Origin of the sequence: Actinotalea sp., from assembly GCF_035443605.1 — a bacterium.
Taxonomy (GTDB): Bacteria; Actinomycetota; Actinomycetes; order Actinomycetales; family Cellulomonadaceae; genus Actinotalea.
In genome coordinates, this window is record NZ_DAORSQ010000009.1 from 1 (window position 1) to 14,434 (window position 14,434).

15 protein-coding genes, 1 tRNA gene and 1 pseudogene are annotated in these 14,434 nt (G+C 75.7%); 9 read left to right on the forward strand and 8 right to left on the reverse strand.

What is annotated here, in order from left to right:
- Position 1: 1 nt before the first annotated feature.
- The 3 genes from PKY62_RS02115 to PKY62_RS02125 form a co-directional block, all read right to left on the reverse strand.
- Positions 2–73: transfer RNA gene (locus PKY62_RS02115), tRNA-Lys, on the reverse strand.
- Positions 74–200: 127 nt separating this feature from the next.
- Positions 201–521 (reverse strand): putative quinol monooxygenase, encoded by a 321-nt coding sequence (locus tag PKY62_RS02120; protein WP_324534372.1) that lies wholly within the window; start codon positions 519–521, stop codon positions 201–203.
- Positions 518–772, reverse strand: a complete 255-nt coding sequence (locus PKY62_RS02125) for a hypothetical protein (protein ID WP_324534374.1) — start codon at positions 770–772, stop codon at positions 518–520. The genes PKY62_RS02120 and PKY62_RS02125 overlap by 4 nt, the downstream gene beginning before the upstream one ends.
- Before the next feature lie 171 nt (positions 773–943).
- Between PKY62_RS02125 and PKY62_RS02130 the strand changes: the two genes are divergently transcribed.
- From PKY62_RS02130 to PKY62_RS02140, 3 genes are read left to right on the forward strand one after another with little or no spacing between them, the layout of a single operon-like run.
- Complete coding sequence (locus PKY62_RS02130; RefSeq protein WP_324534376.1) at positions 944–1,693, forward strand: YciI family protein; 750 nt, start codon at positions 944–946, stop codon at positions 1,691–1,693.
- A complete protein-coding gene (locus tag PKY62_RS02135) occupies positions 1,681–3,045 on the forward strand; it encodes an RNA polymerase sigma factor (protein ID WP_324534378.1) in 1,365 nt (454 codons plus the stop codon). Before PKY62_RS02130 ends, PKY62_RS02135 begins: the two co-directional genes overlap by 13 nt.
- 41 nt (positions 3,046–3,086) lie before the next feature.
- The gene (locus PKY62_RS02140; RefSeq protein WP_324534380.1) at positions 3,087–3,458 is read left to right on the forward strand and encodes an HNH endonuclease; all 372 of its coding nucleotides are present in this window, start codon (positions 3,087–3,089) and stop codon (positions 3,456–3,458) included.
- Positions 3,459–3,498: 40 nt separating this feature from the next.
- Here PKY62_RS02140 and PKY62_RS02145 read toward each other — a convergent pair whose 3' ends face one another.
- Together PKY62_RS02145 and PKY62_RS02150 are read right to left on the reverse strand one after the other, a co-directional pair.
- Positions 3,499–5,160, reverse strand: coding sequence for a phospholipase D-like domain-containing protein (locus PKY62_RS02145; protein WP_324534382.1), 1,662 nt, complete (start codon positions 5,158–5,160; stop codon positions 3,499–3,501).
- Positions 5,161–5,250: 90 nt separating this feature from the next.
- The gene (locus PKY62_RS02150) at positions 5,251–6,228 is read right to left on the reverse strand and encodes a pirin family protein (RefSeq protein WP_324534384.1); all 978 of its coding nucleotides are present in this window, start codon (positions 6,226–6,228) and stop codon (positions 5,251–5,253) included.
- Positions 6,229–6,376: 148 nt separating this feature from the next.
- On the opposite strand from PKY62_RS02150, the gene PKY62_RS02155 reads away from it, so the two are divergent.
- On the forward strand, positions 6,377–6,856 hold the full coding sequence (locus tag PKY62_RS02155; RefSeq protein WP_324534386.1) for a type II toxin-antitoxin system PemK/MazF family toxin: 480 nt from the start codon (positions 6,377–6,379) through the stop codon (positions 6,854–6,856).
- A gap of 85 nt (positions 6,857–6,941) precedes the next feature.
- Positions 6,942–8,003: a GGDEF domain-containing protein gene (locus tag PKY62_RS02160; RefSeq protein ID WP_324534389.1), complete on the forward strand. Its 1,062-nt coding sequence runs from the start codon at positions 6,942–6,944 to the stop codon at positions 8,001–8,003.
- Positions 8,004–8,009: 6 nt separating this feature from the next.
- Here the strand turns inward: PKY62_RS02160 and PKY62_RS02165 are convergent, their stop codons facing one another.
- Positions 8,010–8,456 (reverse strand): hypothetical protein, encoded by a 447-nt coding sequence (locus tag PKY62_RS02165; RefSeq protein WP_324534390.1) that lies wholly within the window; start codon positions 8,454–8,456, stop codon positions 8,010–8,012.
- A 141-nt stretch (positions 8,457–8,597) separates the two neighbouring features.
- Between PKY62_RS02165 and PKY62_RS02170 the strand changes: the two genes are divergently transcribed.
- The 3 genes from PKY62_RS02170 to PKY62_RS02180 all read left to right on the forward strand — a co-directional run bounded on the left by PKY62_RS02170 (position 8,598) and on the right by PKY62_RS02180 (position 12,121).
- Positions 8,598–9,329 carry an AIM24 family protein gene (locus PKY62_RS02170; protein WP_324534392.1) on the forward strand — a complete coding sequence of 244 codons (732 nt, stop codon included), beginning with the start codon at positions 8,598–8,600 and terminating at the stop codon, positions 9,327–9,329.
- 11 nt (positions 9,330–9,340) lie between these two features.
- Positions 9,341–10,579, forward strand: a complete 1,239-nt coding sequence (locus PKY62_RS02175; RefSeq protein ID WP_324534394.1) for a serpin family protein — start codon at positions 9,341–9,343, stop codon at positions 10,577–10,579.
- A 186-nt stretch (positions 10,580–10,765) separates the two neighbouring features.
- Positions 10,766–12,121, forward strand: coding sequence for a phosphoribosyltransferase family protein (locus tag PKY62_RS02180; RefSeq protein ID WP_324534396.1), 1,356 nt, complete (start codon positions 10,766–10,768; stop codon positions 12,119–12,121).
- Here the strand turns inward: PKY62_RS02180 and PKY62_RS02185 are convergent.
- Together PKY62_RS02185 and PKY62_RS02190 are read right to left on the reverse strand one after the other, a co-directional pair.
- Entirely contained in the window at positions 12,106–13,749 is a 1,644-nt protein-coding gene (locus PKY62_RS02185) for a glycoside hydrolase family 13 protein (RefSeq protein ID WP_324534398.1), read from the reverse strand. The two genes, PKY62_RS02180 and PKY62_RS02185, sit on opposite strands and share 16 nt — an antisense overlap.
- Positions 13,750–13,790: 41 nt before the next feature.
- Positions 13,791–14,183, reverse strand: a complete 393-nt coding sequence (locus PKY62_RS02190; RefSeq protein WP_324534400.1) for a PLD nuclease N-terminal domain-containing protein — start codon at positions 14,181–14,183, stop codon at positions 13,791–13,793.
- A 64-nt stretch (positions 14,184–14,247) separates the two neighbouring features.
- Here PKY62_RS02190 and PKY62_RS02195 point away from each other — a divergent pair.
- A pseudogene (locus PKY62_RS02195) lies at positions 14,248–14,430 on the forward strand (DUF4229 domain-containing protein); the annotation flags it as partial.
- Between the last annotated feature and the right edge of the window lie 4 nt (positions 14,431–14,434).

Below are 14,434 nucleotides of genomic sequence, written 5' to 3' on the forward strand. Positions count from 1 at the left end.
GTGGGCCCCGTGGGACTCGAACCCACAACCTACGGATTAAAAGTCCGCAGCTCTGCCATTGAGCTAGAGGCCCGGACCTGGGCGACCCCGACGAGGGCCCACCCGAGGGAGGCCTCGTGACCGCCCACGCCCGCGGAGTCAGGGTACGCGGGCGAGGCGCCGCTGAGGGGCGAGTGCCGGACGTCGCGAGTCGCCCTGCGCTACCGCCCCGCGAACCCCTCGTCCCCCGGCGAGACGTTCGCGTACCGCACTGCCGTGCGCGGGCGGGCCATCATCGGGGCGACGGCGTCACGCCAGGTGGCGTAGTGCGCGGTCTGCTTGTGCGCGGCCGCCGCGTCCTCGTCGAGGTAGATCTCCACGAGGACCACGTGCGACGCGTCGGCGCGGTCGGTCAGGACGTCGAACCGCACGACCCCCGGCTCCGAGCGGCTCGCGGTCGCGTTGGCCTCGGTCGCGGCGAGGAAGTGCTCGACCTGGTCGGCCGCCACGACGATGTCCACGTGCACGACGAGCAGGCTCATGGCGCCGACCCTACGCCCGCCCGCCACGACCGCCACGAGCACCGCCTTCGCCGCAGCCGCGCCCGCCGCACCAGCCGCGCCCGCTGCGCCAGCCGCACCAGCCGGGCCCGCAGCCCCGCCGTCCTCGCAGCGCCGGCCGCCGTCCGCCGGCCGCCGGCCGGCTCCACCGGCGCCTCGGCCCCGGCGGACGTGGCCTCGTGCGCGGTCACGGCGGGGGCCAGCAGCGCGAGCAGGGCGGACTGGTCCATCATGGGAGCTCCAGACGATCACCGTCACCGTGGACGGGTGCCGCACCGTGCGGCCCACCCGTTCGACGCACGGACGGCCGGGGGCAGGACATCGCGTGAGATGTCCTCGCCGGCCGTCCCCGTGCGTCGACAGGTCAGCCGGGAGCACCGGTCCACCACGCGGAAGGAACCACGATGCGCTACCTCATGCTGGTCCGGGTGCCAGAGGACGCCGACCCGGGGCCAGAAGACACCGACCCCCGCCCCTGGTACGACGAGGCGGTCCGGCGCGGGCAGCACCTCGGGGGCGAGCGGCTGCGCCCCGCGGACGACGCGACGACGGTGACCGCGTGGCACGGGGTCCCGGCGGTGACCCACGGACCGTTCGCCGAGGTCGCCGAGCAGATCGTCGGCTTCGACCTGCTCGAGGTGGCGAGCCAAGAGGAAGCCGTCGCGGTGGCCGCCGGTCACCCGGTCGCCCGGTTCGGGGCGCTCGAGCTGCGCGCGCTGTGGCCGCACGAGGGGCACGACGGCGCGTGGGTCCCGGTCGAGGACCCGGGGGCACCCACGCCCGAGGAGGAGCCGTTCGACGGTGCGGCGAGCTACCTGCTGCTCATGGCCTCGGTCCCGTCCGCCCCGCAGCCGGGTAGCGCCGCCGAGGGTGCGGCCGTCGACGGGACCACGCCGGACTGGGTCGCCGAGATGGGCCGACGCGACATCGACCGGGGTGGTGAGCCGCTGCGCCCGGCCGAGGAGGCGATCACGGTGCGGGTGCGCGACGACCGCACCCTCATCACCCACGGACCCTTCGCCGAGCTGGCCGAGCAGGTCGGGGGGTACAACCTCATCGCCGCGGCCGACCTCGACGAGGCGATCGAGGTCGCCGGCTCGCACCCCGCCGCGCGGCACGGTGCCATCGAGATCCGCCCGCTGTGGCCCATGTGAGCACGGGCGCCGCGCCGGACGACGACGCCGCCGACGCCGGGCGCGCGGGCGCTGAGGCGGGAGCGCCCTGGGCGACGAGCGACGGAGCGTCCGGGGAGGCGGTCCGGCGCGCCTTCGCCGAGGAGTGGGCCGGCGTCGTCGCGACCCTCATCCGGCTCACCGGTGACTGGTCGCTGGCGGAGGACTGCGCGCAGGAGGCGTTCGCTGCGGCCCACGTCCGCTGGGCCGACGACGGCGTGCCGCAGCGGCCGGGCGCCTGGCTCACCACCGTGGCCCGCAACCGCGCCCGCGACCGGCTGCGGCGCCGGGCGGTCGAGCAGCGCCGGGTGGCCGAGCTGGCGGCCCTCGCCGACCGGCTCGCACCGGACGACGGGCCGGAGGGCCCGGCCGACGACGACGTCCTGCCGGACGACAGGTTGCGCCTGGTCTTCACCTGCTGCCACCCGGCGTTGCCCGTCGACGCCCAGGTGGCCCTGACCCTGCGCACGGTCTGCGGTCTGACCGTCGGGGAGATCGCGCGGGCCTTCCGCACCTCGGAGCCGGCGATGGCCAAGCGGCTGGTCCGGACCCGAGGCACGATCGCGCACGCCCGCATCCCCTACCGCGTCCCGCAGGCGCATCAGCTGGCGCCCCGGCTCGCCGCCGTCCTGGCCGTGGTGTACCTCGTGTTCACCGAGGGGTACGCGGCCACGTCCGGCGCCTCGCCGGTCCGCACCGACCTGTGCGCTGAGGCGATCCGCCTCGGCCGGCTGCTCGCCGACCTCCTGCCCGGCGAGCCGGAGGTGCACGCGGCACTGGCCCTCATGCTGCTGCACGACGCGCGACGGCCGGCCCGCGTCGGCCACGGCGGATCGCTCGTGCCGCTGGACGAGCAGGACCGCGACCGCTGGGACCGGGGGGCGATCGACGAGGGCGTGCGCGCCCTGCGGACGGCGCAGGGGCTGGCCGCGGCCGATGCCCCCTACCTGCTGCAGGCCGAGATCGCGGCATGCCACAGCACGGCGTCGGCCGCGCGGCTCACGCCGTGGGTGACGGTGGTGCACCTGTACGACCGGCTGCTCGTCGTCGCGCCGTCGCCGCACGCCCGCCTGGCCCGCGCGGTCGCGGTCGGGATGGCGGAGGGCCCCGACGTCGGCCTCGCTGACCTGCGGGGACTCGTCGCGAGCGGAGCGGTCGACGGCCTCGCGGCCGTTCCCGCCGCCGAGGCCGACCTGCTCCGCCGTGCCGGCCGGCTGGTCGAGGCGGTCGCCGCGTACGAGCGTGCCGTCGCGGCGGCGCAGACGGATGCCGAGCGAGGCCACCTGCTGCGCCGCCTCGCGGAGGTGTCGGCCGCCGACGGTCAGCTGTCGTGAGCCGAGGGCCCGTCCGGTCCGGCGGCGCGTACCCTGCGCCCATGGCAGCACCCCGGACCCGCGCGGCCCGGTACGCGCGTCGGCGCGCGCGTCGGATGGCCGCCGTCGACCACGACCTCAGCGCCGAGCAGTGGGACGCGCTGACGGCGGCGTGGGGTGGCTGCGCCTACTGCGGCGCCGCCGGTGTTCCGCTGCAGCGCGACTGCGTCCTGCCGATCTCCCGTGGCGGACGCTACACGCTCGACAACATCGCCCCCGCGTGCGCATCGTGCAACGCGAGCAAGTGCAACGACGAGGTCACCGGCTGGCTGCGACGCAAGCGCCTCGACGAGCGCGCGTTCCTCGAGCGCCACGTCCGGGTCCAGGCGGACCTCGGCGCGCGGTTCGGGCCTGAGCGGATCGCCGACCCCTGAGCCCACGGCGGGTGCAGCGGTCGGCCGCGTGACCGACCCCTCAGTGGTGCCCGCGCACCTTCATCCGCGGCGGGCGGCCGTCTGGGTCGACCATGGTCCGGTAGGCCGGTGCCGCGAGGCGCCGCTGCCACGGCGTCGGGACGGCCATGACGTGCGTGCGCAGCCGCCCGGCCGGGCGCGGGCCCCCGCACCCGCCGGCGTACCAGGCGTCGAGCTCGGCGACGCTGCCGCGCAGCGTCGCGACGGCCGTGTCGACGTCGAGCAGGGCGTCGTCGTCGGGCAGCTCGAGGTGCTCGCGCCACAGCTCCAGGCGCAGGTCCCGCGCGAACGTCCGCGCACCGTCGCCCAGCCCGGCGGGGTCCCGGGGCTCGCGGGGGTCGCGCCGGGAGTCCACGACGGCAGCCGTGAGCTCGGAGTCGTGCGTCCAGGACCGCCGGTTGAAGTTGTCGCTGCCGACCGTCGCCCACACGTCGTCGACGACGCAGACCTTGGAGTGCACGTACACGGGCAGCCCCGCGGGGCTCTCCAGGTCGCAGATGAGCACGCGGTCGCCGCCCGCCTCGCGCACGATGTCGAGCGCCTGCGTGTGCCCGTGCAGGGCGACGGGGAACGTCTGCTCGGCGGCCTGGTCGGGGAACCGCGGTACGACGACGACGAGGTGCAGCCCGGGCGAGCGGCGCAGGGCCTGGGCGAACACGCGCGCGATGCTCGTCGACCAGAGGTACTGGTCCTCGAGGTACACGAGGCGCTGCGCCCGGCCCAACGCCTTGGCGTAGCCGCGGGCGATGCTCCGCTCGCCGAAGGGTGCGAACGGGTAGCCCGGCCGGCGGTTGGGGTAGGTGCGCAGCAGCTGGACGGCGCAGGTCCCCGTGGCGGCAGGGTCCGGCAGCGGGTCCGGCAGCGGGTCCGCGCCGCGCTCTGGCCCGTCCAGCCGGTGCTGGATGAGGCGCCACGGCCCTCGGGTCAACGAGGCAGGGTCGGCCCAGCGCTCGCGGAACACCTCTTCGACGTCACGCACCGCGGGTCCGCGCACCGCGATCTGCACGTCGTGCCACGCGGCCTCGCCGCCGTACCACGTCGCGAACGGCATGTGCTGCGGGTCGCCGTGGTGGTCGGCGTCGTCGCGCCGGCTGTGGGCGACGTCGATGCCGCCGAGGAAGGCCACGTCCAGCTCCGGGCGGCCCGGGTGGCGCAGCACGACGAACTTCTGGTGGTGGCTGCCGAAGGGCCGGACGCGGTGGTCCAGCAGCACCCTGCCGCCCGCCGCGTTGACCACCTCGGAGAAGCGCCGGTTCTGCCGCCGGGCGAACCGCATCCGGTCGAGCTGCGACCGCCAGACCAGCCCGCGCACGTCGACACCGCGCCGCGCGGCCCGCGCGAGCAACGTGGCGACGGTGGTGCCGTCGTCGCGGACCAGCTCGTCGGGGTCCACCCGCCAGCCTGCGAGCATCACCAGGTCCCCGGCCCGGGTGCCGTCAACCGCCTCGGCCAGCGCGGCGAAGTAGGGCCGCCCGTGCACGAGCGGGCGCACCGCGTTGCCCTCGGTCCAGGTGCGCAGGTCCGTGTACCGGTTGCCGCGCTGCACCGCGGTGAGGAACCACGCGTGGAACGGCTCCGTCGGGGCGGGTTCGGGCACCGCGAGGTCGTCGGGCGTCACGAGGCGGACGCCCTCCCGATGGATCTCCAGGCGGTACGTGCCCACACCCCCACCGTGTCACACGCACGGCCCGCGCGCCGGGGACCCGGTGGATGGATCGCCCCGGATGGCGCCTCGGCCCGCACCCACGAGGGTTCAGGGCGAGACGTGGAACGGCTGGATCGCCCCCGGCGGGATCGCGGCGAAGCGCCCGCCCTGGAAGTCCTCGAGCGCCTGGAGGATCTCGGCCCGGGTGTTCATGACGAACGGGCCGTAGGCGACCACGGGCTCGCGGATGGGCAGCCCGCCGAGCACGAAGACCTCCCACGTGGGCGTGCGCGAGTCCTGGGCCGGCGCCCCGTGGAAGGTCAGGGTGTCGCCGCCCGGGGAGAAGACCGCCATGTCCCCGGTGCTCACCGGGACGCCATCGGGTCCCACGCGGCCGGAGCCAGCCAGCGTGTACGCCAGGGCGTTGAAGTCGGCCGGCCACGGGATGGTCGTGCTCGCCCCCGGGGCGAGCGTGAGGTGCAGCACCGTGACCGGGGTGCGGGAGACGCCGGGGCCCGTGTGCCCGTCGAGATGGCCGGCGAGCAGCCGCACCAGCGCGCCGCCGTCGGCGGACGAGAGCAGTACGACGTCGGCGGGGGACAGGTCCTGGTAGGCGGGCTCGACCCACTTCTGGGCGCGCGGCAGGTTGATCCACAGCTGCACCCCGTGGAACAGGCCGCCGGACATCACCAGGTGCTCGGGCGGGGTCTCGATGTGCATGACGCCCGAGCCCGCGGTCATGTACTGCGTCGCGCCGTCGGCGATCGACCCGCCGCCGCCGTGGGAGTCCTGGTGCACGAACTCGCCGTCGATGATGTAGGTGAAGGTCTCGAAGCCGCGGTGCGGGTGCCACGGCGTGCCCTTGGGCTCGCCCGGCGCGTACTCGACCTCGCCCATCTGGTCCATGTGGATGAACGGGTCGAGCAGGCGCGTGTCGATCCCGGCGAACGCGCGGCGGACGGGGAACCCCTCGCCCTCGTTGCCCGACGGTGCGCGGGTGCGCGAGAGCACGGTGCGCGCGGTCGCCCCGGCGGGGGCGGTGGACAGGCTCGGGACGGTCAACGGGTCTGCGGTGACAGCGGGCACGGGGCACCTCCTGGTCGGATGCTCTCACAACATGATTGAACTCTCAACCATTCCGAGCGGCGCAGGTCCCGCACCGCCGCGCCACGGGGCCCTAGGGTCGTCGGGTCGGGACGGGCGGAGCAGGGGGACCAGGGCGATGGTGCGCACGATGATGCAGGGCGTCGTCGGGCCGGTCGGCAGCGCCGCCTCGGCGGTCGACCTGCCCTGGCCGGTGCTGGTCGCCGTCGCCGTCGTGCTGGTGCTGGGCCGACGGTCGAGGGCAAGGCCACGGCGGCGCCCTCGTGTCCGCCCGCAGACGAGGACGCCGGCCGTGGGCGAGCTCTGGTTCGCGTGGGTGCCCTTCGAGGACCGGCCGGGCGGCAAGGACCGACCCGTGCTGGTGCTGGGGGTCGGCCACCCCGCGTGCACGGTCGCCCGCCTCACCTCGCAGGACAAGAGCGCGCGCCGCGACCACGTGCGGATCCCCGACGGCATGCCGGGGCTCACGCGGCCGAGCTGGGTCAGCCTGCGCCCCGTGCAGGTGCAGCGCTCCGACCTGCGCCGTCGCCTCGGTGACCCGGGTGAAGCGCTCGTGGCGTGGTACCACGGGCTCATGCCGCGGCCGAATCTGCCGACGAAAGAGGGGTGAGGATCCGCGCGCTGCCCGTCGGTCCCCAGGCTGCGGACCTCCCCGCCGGCTGGGGCGCGTCGCCGTGCCTCGACGTCGCGGGCGCATGACGATGGCCGTCGACAGGCGCGAGCTGAGCCTCGCCGAGCGGGAGCTGGTCCGGCGGATCGTCGTCGGCATGTTCGTGGGGGGCGCCGTGGTGTCAGCGGTCACGCTCGCCACGACCCCGCAGTCCGCCCGCGTCGTGCTCGTCCAGGGCGGGGTGGCGCTGCTCTTCGCGTTCTCGGCCGTGACGTTGCTGCTGGTTCCCCGACCGTCCACGCGGCTGTTCGAGCTCTCCGGCGTCTGGGGCATCGCGCTGACGGGCGTGATCATCGCGGGTGCCGAGCCGCCGGGCATGTCACCCGTCTACCTGCTGTGGCCCGTGGCGCTCATGGCCTGGTTCAGCTCGACCCCCGTGCTCGTCGCGACGTTCGTCTGGATGGTCGCGACCCTGGGCCTCGCGCTCGCGGTCAACCCCACCGCCGAGCCGGTGGTCGACGCGTTCATCGCGACCGTGACGACCGTCGGCCTCGTGGCCGCGCTCGTCGGCCTGCTCACGCGTCAGCAGGCCCGGCTGCGCGCCGACCTCGCCGCCGCGGCCGACACCGACCCGCTCACCGGCCTGCTCAACCGCAGGGCGTTCCACCCGCGCTTCGAGGCGCTGCTCGCGGACGCGGCCGACCGCCAGCGACCCCTGAGCATCGTCATGCTCGACCTGGACCACTTCAAGCGGATCAACGACCAGCACGGCCACCACGTCGGGGACGAGGTGCTGGCCCAGCTCGGCGGGATCCTGCGCGCGGCCTCGCGCGAGGGCGACCTCGTCGCACGCCTCGGCGGGGAGGAGTTCGCCGTCGCACTGCCCGGGGCGGGGACCGAGGAGGCGCTGGCGTACACCACGCGGGTGGCCCAGGCGCTGTGGTCGGCCCGCACGGCTGCGACGGTCACGCCGTCGACGAGCGCCGGCATCAGCGCGCTCACCACCGACCACGAGGCCGCGGACCTCCTGCTGCGCCGAGCGGACGCCGCGCTGTGCGCGGCGAAGACGGGCGGCCGCAACCGCCCGGCCGTGTGGGCGACGCCGATCGCCGTGGGACAGCGCTTCGCGGTGACGAGCGGGCTCTGACCCGGCTCAGACGTCGGCGGGTCCGGACGCCCACGACGGCGGCGGGGGAGCCGCCACCGGAGGCGCCGGCGGCGGTGGGGTCGCGGGTGCTGGCGCCGGCGCGGGCGGCGGTGCCGGCGCGCCGGCTGGCGGCGGCGGGGCCACGGCCCCCGGCGGCGGGGCGGCAGCTGCCATCCCGGGCGGTGGCGGTGGCGGTGGGGTCGCCGTCTTGAGGGCGAACGAGCGGATGGCGCCGCGCTGCTCCATCTCGCGCAGCGCCACCGTGACGCGCTCGTGGTCCTCGGGGGACGGTGCGCGGCCCGTGAGCTCGAGGTAGGCGAGCACGCCGAGGTCGTGGAAGTACCGGTCGGCGTCACCGCCACCCGGGACGTTGACCCCGGAGCTCGCCAGCGCCGTGTCGGCCTTCGCCGCCAGGTCGCTCGCCGCGGCCTTGGCCTTGTCGAGGAATCCCATCTCCGACCTCCCGATCCGTGCGGTGACCTGCGCGAAGACCCGCTGAACAGCCTACGCAGCGGACGGCTGCGCGGATAGAGTCAGAGGCACCAGGGCCCTGCCGCGCACCGCGGCGACGACGACGTCGGAGGGATGCCAGCCATGACCGTCTACGGATCGCTGTTCACCCAGTTCCAGGAGAGCGCCTCGGCGGACCCCTTCGCCCTGCAGGGCAAGAAGATGCTCAAGATCCAGATGCGCTACGGCCCGGTCTGGGCCAGGACGGGGTCGATGGTCGCCTACCAGGGCGACGTGCGGTTCGCCAAGAAGGGCTCCGGCGGCCTGAGCGCCATGGTGAAGTCGGCCATGACCGGTGAGGGCGTGGACATGATGGAGTGCACGGGCGACGGCGAGCTGTTCGTCGCCGACCGCGCGGCCGACGTCCAGGTGCTCTACCTCGACAACGACGCGCTGTCCGTCAACGGGGCCAACGTGCTGGCGTTCTCGTCCTCGATCGCGTGGGACATCCACAGGATCGCGGCCCGTGGCGCCGCAATGACCGGCGGCCGCTACAACGTGGGCCTGCGCGGCACGGGGTACGTCGCGGTGACCACCTCGGGCGAGCCGGTGGCGCTCGACGTCGGGGCGTCGCCGACGTTCGCCGACGCGCACGCCGTCGTGCTCTGGACGGCCGGGGTGACGATGGACGTGCGTGTGGACACGGGTGGCCTCGCGTCGATGCTGCGCGGCGGTACCGGCGAGACGCTCCAGATGGCGTTCGGCGGCCAGGGGCACGTCGTCGTCCAGCCGGCCGAGTCCGTCATCCAGGGCGGGGCCCAGGCCGCACCGTCCCCCGGTGGGCACGGCGGTCTGGGCGGGCTCCTCGGCGGTTGAGCGGGCCGGCGATGTCACGTCGTGGGCGGGCCGCACCCGCCGCCGTGGGTCTCGCGGTGCTGGCGCTCGCCGCCTGCGGCGCCGACACCGCGGCACCGGTCGAGCACCGCGGTGAGGTCCGGGAGGTGAGCCTCGGAGCCCTGGACGCCACGGATGTCGCGGCGGCCGAGACAGCCTTCGGCCTCGACCTGCTGCACGCGGTGTGCGCCGGTCGACCGGGCGAGAACCTCCTGGTCTCCCCGACGTCGGTGGCCCAGGCGCTGGGTCTGCTCTACCCCGCGGCGGGCGGGGAGACGGGGACGGCGCTGGGCGCCCTGCTCCACCTGCCGGCGTGGTCGCCCGACGTCGTCGCGGCCGTCCAGCGGCGCACCGCCGCGCTGGCGGGGCTGGCGTACGACGGGGACCTGGACGACGAGGACGCACCGGACAGCCTGCGCCTGAGCAACCGGGTGTGGACCGACCTCGACATCGAGCCCGACCCGGCCTACCTCGACGACGTCGCGACAGCCTTCGACGCCGGGGTGCAGTCGGTCGACTTCGCCGGGGACCCGGCCGGGGCGACGGACCGGGTCAACGAGGCCGTGGCGCGCGACACCGCCGGGCTCATCGACCCGCTCCTCGACGCCCCGGTGGCGCCCAGCACCGTCGTCGTGCTCACGAACGCCCTGCACCTGCAGGCGCGCTGGGCGGTGCCCTTCACCGACACCGCGGACGGCCAGTTCGCCGCGCCCGGCGGCGACGTCACCGTCGACATGATGACCGGGTCCCGGGGGCGGGCCCGCAGCGCCGACGGGTGGCAGCAGGTCGAGCTGGGCTACCGGGACGGCACGCTCACCGCCCTCGCGGTGCTCCCGCCACCGGGCACCGACCCGTGCGCGGTGGACGGTGCCGTGGTCGAGGCCCTGGCCGGCGCCGGGTCGGAGGAGGTCGAGGTCGCCCTGCCGCGCCTCGACCTGGAGCAGACCCACCAGCTGCTCGACGTGCTGGCGGGCATGGGGCTGCCCGTCGAGGGCGACTACGCCGGGCTCGGCCGCGAGGGGCTGGCCGTCAGTGCCGTGGTGCACAAGACGCTGCTCCGGGTCGACGAGGCCGGCACCGTCGCGGCCGCGGCGACCGGGGTGGTCATCGAGGAGTCCGCCGCGGAGCCCCTCGAGCGGGTCAGCTTCGACCGGCCGTTCCTCCTGCTGCTCACGGACACCGCGACCGGCTCACCGCTGTTCGTCACGGTCGTGACGGACCCGACGGGCTGACCGGCCGGGCGGGCCGACGCACCCGACGGACCGACGGGCCAGGCGGAAGGGCCGGCCGGCTCGGCTGTGACGCTGACGACGCGCCTGCCGCACCCTGCACGCCCGCCATGCGCTGATCGGTGAGGGACCCAAGACCCTGGCGCGAGGCGCAACCGACGGCGAGATTCGGGGTGAGGGAGGTGTCCGGTGCTCTTCCGGGACCGGGTGGACGCCGGCCGCCGGCTCGCCGAGCGGCTGACGCACCTGAGGGGCCAGGGGACGGTGGTGCTCGGCCTGCCGCGGGGCGGGGTACCCGTCGCCGCGGAGGTCGCCGACGCCCTGGGCGCACCGCTGGACGTGGTCCTCGTCCGCAAGCTGGGCCTCCCGTCGAGGCCTGAGCTGGCCATGGGTGCGATCGGCGAGGGCGGCGTGCGGGTGCTGGACGAGCGCCTCGTGGGCGCGGCGCACGTCGGTGCGGCGGCGCTGGCGGCCGTGGAGCGCCGCGAGGCCGCCGAGCTCGAGCGGCGCGCGCTGACCTTCCGCGGTGGGCGGCCGGCCCTCGACCTCGCGGGCCGTACGGCCGTGGTGGTCGACGACGGCGTCGCCACGGGATCCACCGCGCGAGCGGCGTGCCAGGTGGTTCGCGCGCTCGGCGCCGCGCGGGTGGTGCTCGCGGTGCCCGTCGCCCCGCGCGGCTGGGTCGCCGAGATGGGCGGGAGCGCAGACGAGTACGTCGCGCTGAGCACGCCGGAGCCCTTCTGGGCGATCGGCCGGTTCTACGGCGACTTCCGGCAGACCACGGACGCGCAGGTCGTGGCGTGCCTGGGGCGCTCGGGCGCCGGGGGTGCGCCGACCGGCGGACCCGGGTCCGTGGCTCCGGCGTCACCCGGACCCACGCCCGCAGGGTGCGACGACGACGTCGTGGTGGCCGGGGCGGTGGCGCTCGCCGGGCACCTGTCGGTCCCGTCCGGTGCCGGTGGCCTCGTCGTCTTCGCCCACGGCAGCGGCAGCAGCCGGCTCAGCCCGCGCAACCGGTACGTCGCCGAGGTGCTCGGGGAGGGTGGCCTGGGCACCCTGCTGCTCGACCTGCTCACGGCAGACGAGGAGGGCGACCGGGCGAAGGTCTTCGACATCGAGCTGCTCGCTGGGCGCCTTGCCGACGCTGCGCGATGGGTGACGGGGCGTCCCGAGACGGCCGGGTTGCCGCTGGGCCTCTTCGGTGCCAGCACGGGTGCCGCGGCGGCCCTGTGGGCCTCGACGGCAGCCGGCCTGGACGTCCGCGCCGTGGTGAGCCGCGGTGGTCGGCCGGACCTGGCATGGCCGCGGCTCGACGCCGTGACGGCGCCGACCCTGCTCGTCGTGGGCGGTCGGGACACGGCGGTGCTCGAGCTCAACCGCCAGGCCAGGGCGCGTCTGCGGTGCACCAGCGAGCTGGTCGTGGTGCCGGGGGCGACGCACCTCTTCGAGGAACCGGGGACGCTGCGCCAAGTGGCGGTGGCGGCGCGGGACTGGTTCGTGCAGTACCTCGGCCCTCCGACCGAGCGTGGTCAACCCGGCGGTTGAGGATGCCGCACCCAGGCTGTCGACTCGCCCGGCAGCAGCCCGTCGACCACCGGTGCGGAGGAGAGCAGCACCTCGCCAGGCGGCAGCGGTGCTGGGTCAACCAGGAGGTTGAGCACGACGCGGACGGTCTCCCGGGCCCCGTGCAGGTCGAAGGCGAGCAGGCCGGCCGTGCCGCCGTGCGCCTCGTCCGGCCAGGTGAGCCGCCCCCGGCCGAGGGCGCCGGAGGCCCTGCGGGCCGCGAGGGCGTCGCGGTAGAGGTGCAGCATCGACCCCGGATCGGCGCGCTGGGCCTCGACGGTGAGGGCGGCCCAGCCCTCGGGCATCGGCAGCCAGGTCGGGCCGGACCCCTCGGGCGAGAACCCGTACGGCGGGCGCTCGCCCGACCACGGCACGGGGATGCGGCACCCGTCGCGGCCGCGCGAGGTGCGCCCGGACCGCTCCCAGATCGGGTCCTGCAGGGCGCCGTGCGGCAGGTCCTCGACCTGGGGCAGGCCGAGCTCCTGGCCGTTGTAGACGTAGGCGGCCCCGGGCAGCGCGAGGAGCACGAGCGCGATGGCGCGGGCCCGCCGGGCGCCGAGGGCGAGGTCGACCGTCCCCGCGGCGGTGGCCCCGGGCACGTAGGCGCCGGCGAGCACCCCTCCCGCGCCCAGCCGCGAGACCGACCGCGGCGTGTCGTGGTTGTCGGTCACCCAGGTGGTGGGGGCTCCGACCAGGGCGTTCGCCGCGAGCGACTCGTCGATCGCGGCGCGCAGGCCGGGCCCGTCGAACCCCGCGTGCACGAACCGGAAGTTGAAGGCCAGGTGCATCTCGTCCGGACGGACGAACAGTGCGACGACGTCGTCGGGCGCCCCCGTCTCCACGACGGCCATCCGATCCCCCGGATAGGCGTCCAGCACACGGCGCAGCGCCCGGTAGACCCCGTGCACGGGTGAGGAGGCGTCCTTGGCGATCACGGGGGTGCCGTCCGGGGTGTCCGGCCAGGCGTCGTCCTTGATGAGCGCGTCCGAGACGTCGATCCGGAAGCCGTCGACCCCGCGGTCCAGCCAGAACCGCAGCACCAGCTCGAACTCGGCCAGCACGGCCGGGTGGCGCCAGTTGAGGTCCGGCTGCTCGGCCGCGAACAGGTGGTAGTACCACTGGCCGGCCGTGCCGTCGGGCTCGGTCACCCGGGTCCAGGAGGGCCCGCCGAACACCGAGCGCCAGTTGGTCGGTGGCAGCGCGCCGTCCGGGCCGCGCCCGTCGAGGAAGAGGTATCGCGCCCGCTCGGGGCTGCCGGGCCCGGCGGTGACGGCGGCCCGGAACCACGCGTGCTGGTCCGACGTGTGGTTGGGCACGAAGTCGAGGGTCACCCTGATCCCGCGTGCGTGCGCCGCCGCGAGCAGCGCGTCCATGTCGGCCAGGGAGCCGAAGAGCGGATCGATCGCCCGGTAGTCGCTGATGTCGTAGCCGTGGTCGACCTGGGGGCTGGCGAAGCAGGGGCTGATCCACAGGGCGTCCACGCCCAGCCAGGCCAGGTGGTCGAGGCGTTCGGTGATCCCGCGCAGGTCGCCCAGCCCGTCACCGTCGGCGTCGGCGAAGGACCTCGGGTAGACCTGGTACACCACGGCGTCGCGCCACCACTGCGTCACGGGTCCACGCTAGCCGCGACGCGCAGGCGCGGCCGGTGGCGTCAGCCGCCGACGGTCGGGTCCGTGGACCCCGGGCCGCCCTCGCTGGTCGGCTCGGGCCCCTCGCCCTGGGCCTTGCGGCGTCGATCCTGCTCGAGGCGCCACAGGAAGTCCGGGTCGTCGTCTGGCGCGAGCGGTCCGGGCCGACGTGCCGGCCACGGGCGCCCGCCGGGGCTCGACGGCGCCCGGGGCGTGCGCAGCGCTCCGGGGCCGCCGCGGCGCGCGCGGCTGATGAGGACCCAGGCGATGGGACCCACGACGGGGAACAGCACGATGACGGCGACCCAGCCCCACCGCGTGAGGTCGGCGTGCTCGGCCGGCTCGCTGCGCGACAGATCGATGAGCGCGTAGAGGGCCAGCGCGAAGGGCACCACGTAGATCAGGGCCTTTGCCATCCCTCCAGCCTAGGCGCGTCGCGGCCCCGGCACCCGGGCGGCCGCTGCGCCCTAGGCTGGCCGGGTGCCCCTGATCGTCTACTCCGCGCTGCGCCTCGCCGTCCTGGCCGTCGCGATGGCCGGGCTGTGGGCCGCCGGGATGGGTGGCTGGCTGCTCGTCGTCGTCGCGGCGCTCGCGGCGTGGGCGATCTCCTACGTCGTGCTCGCCGGCCCTCGGGACCGCGCGGCGCTGTGGCTGGCCGCGCGGGCGG

What these genes read in the sequence shown, in the direction of transcription:
- PKY62_RS02120 (WP_324534372.1), bottom strand. Translation starts at nt 521, where the DNA reads ATGAGCCTGCTCGTCGTGCACGTGGACATCGTCGTGGCGGCCGACCAG.
- PKY62_RS02125 (WP_324534374.1), bottom strand. Translation starts at nt 772, where the DNA reads ATGATGGACCAGTCCGCCCTGCTCGCGCTGCTGGCCCCCGCCGTGACC.
- PKY62_RS02130 (WP_324534376.1), top strand. Translation starts at nt 944, where the DNA reads ATGCGCTACCTCATGCTGGTCCGGGTGCCAGAGGACGCCGACCCGGGG.
- PKY62_RS02140 (WP_324534380.1), top strand. Translation starts at nt 3,087, where the DNA reads ATGGCAGCACCCCGGACCCGCGCGGCCCGGTACGCGCGTCGGCGCGCG.
- PKY62_RS02155 (WP_324534386.1), top strand. Translation starts at nt 6,377, where the DNA reads ATGATGCAGGGCGTCGTCGGGCCGGTCGGCAGCGCCGCCTCGGCGGTC.
- PKY62_RS02160 (WP_324534389.1), top strand. Translation starts at nt 6,942, where the DNA reads ATGACGATGGCCGTCGACAGGCGCGAGCTGAGCCTCGCCGAGCGGGAG.
- PKY62_RS02165 (WP_324534390.1), bottom strand. Translation starts at nt 8,456, where the DNA reads ATGGGATTCCTCGACAAGGCCAAGGCCGCGGCGAGCGACCTGGCGGCG.
- PKY62_RS02170 (WP_324534392.1), top strand. Translation starts at nt 8,598, where the DNA reads ATGACCGTCTACGGATCGCTGTTCACCCAGTTCCAGGAGAGCGCCTCG.
- PKY62_RS02175 (WP_324534394.1), top strand. Translation starts at nt 9,341, where the DNA reads ATGTCACGTCGTGGGCGGGCCGCACCCGCCGCCGTGGGTCTCGCGGTG.
- PKY62_RS02190 (WP_324534400.1), bottom strand. Translation starts at nt 14,183, where the DNA reads ATGGCAAAGGCCCTGATCTACGTGGTGCCCTTCGCGCTGGCCCTCTAC.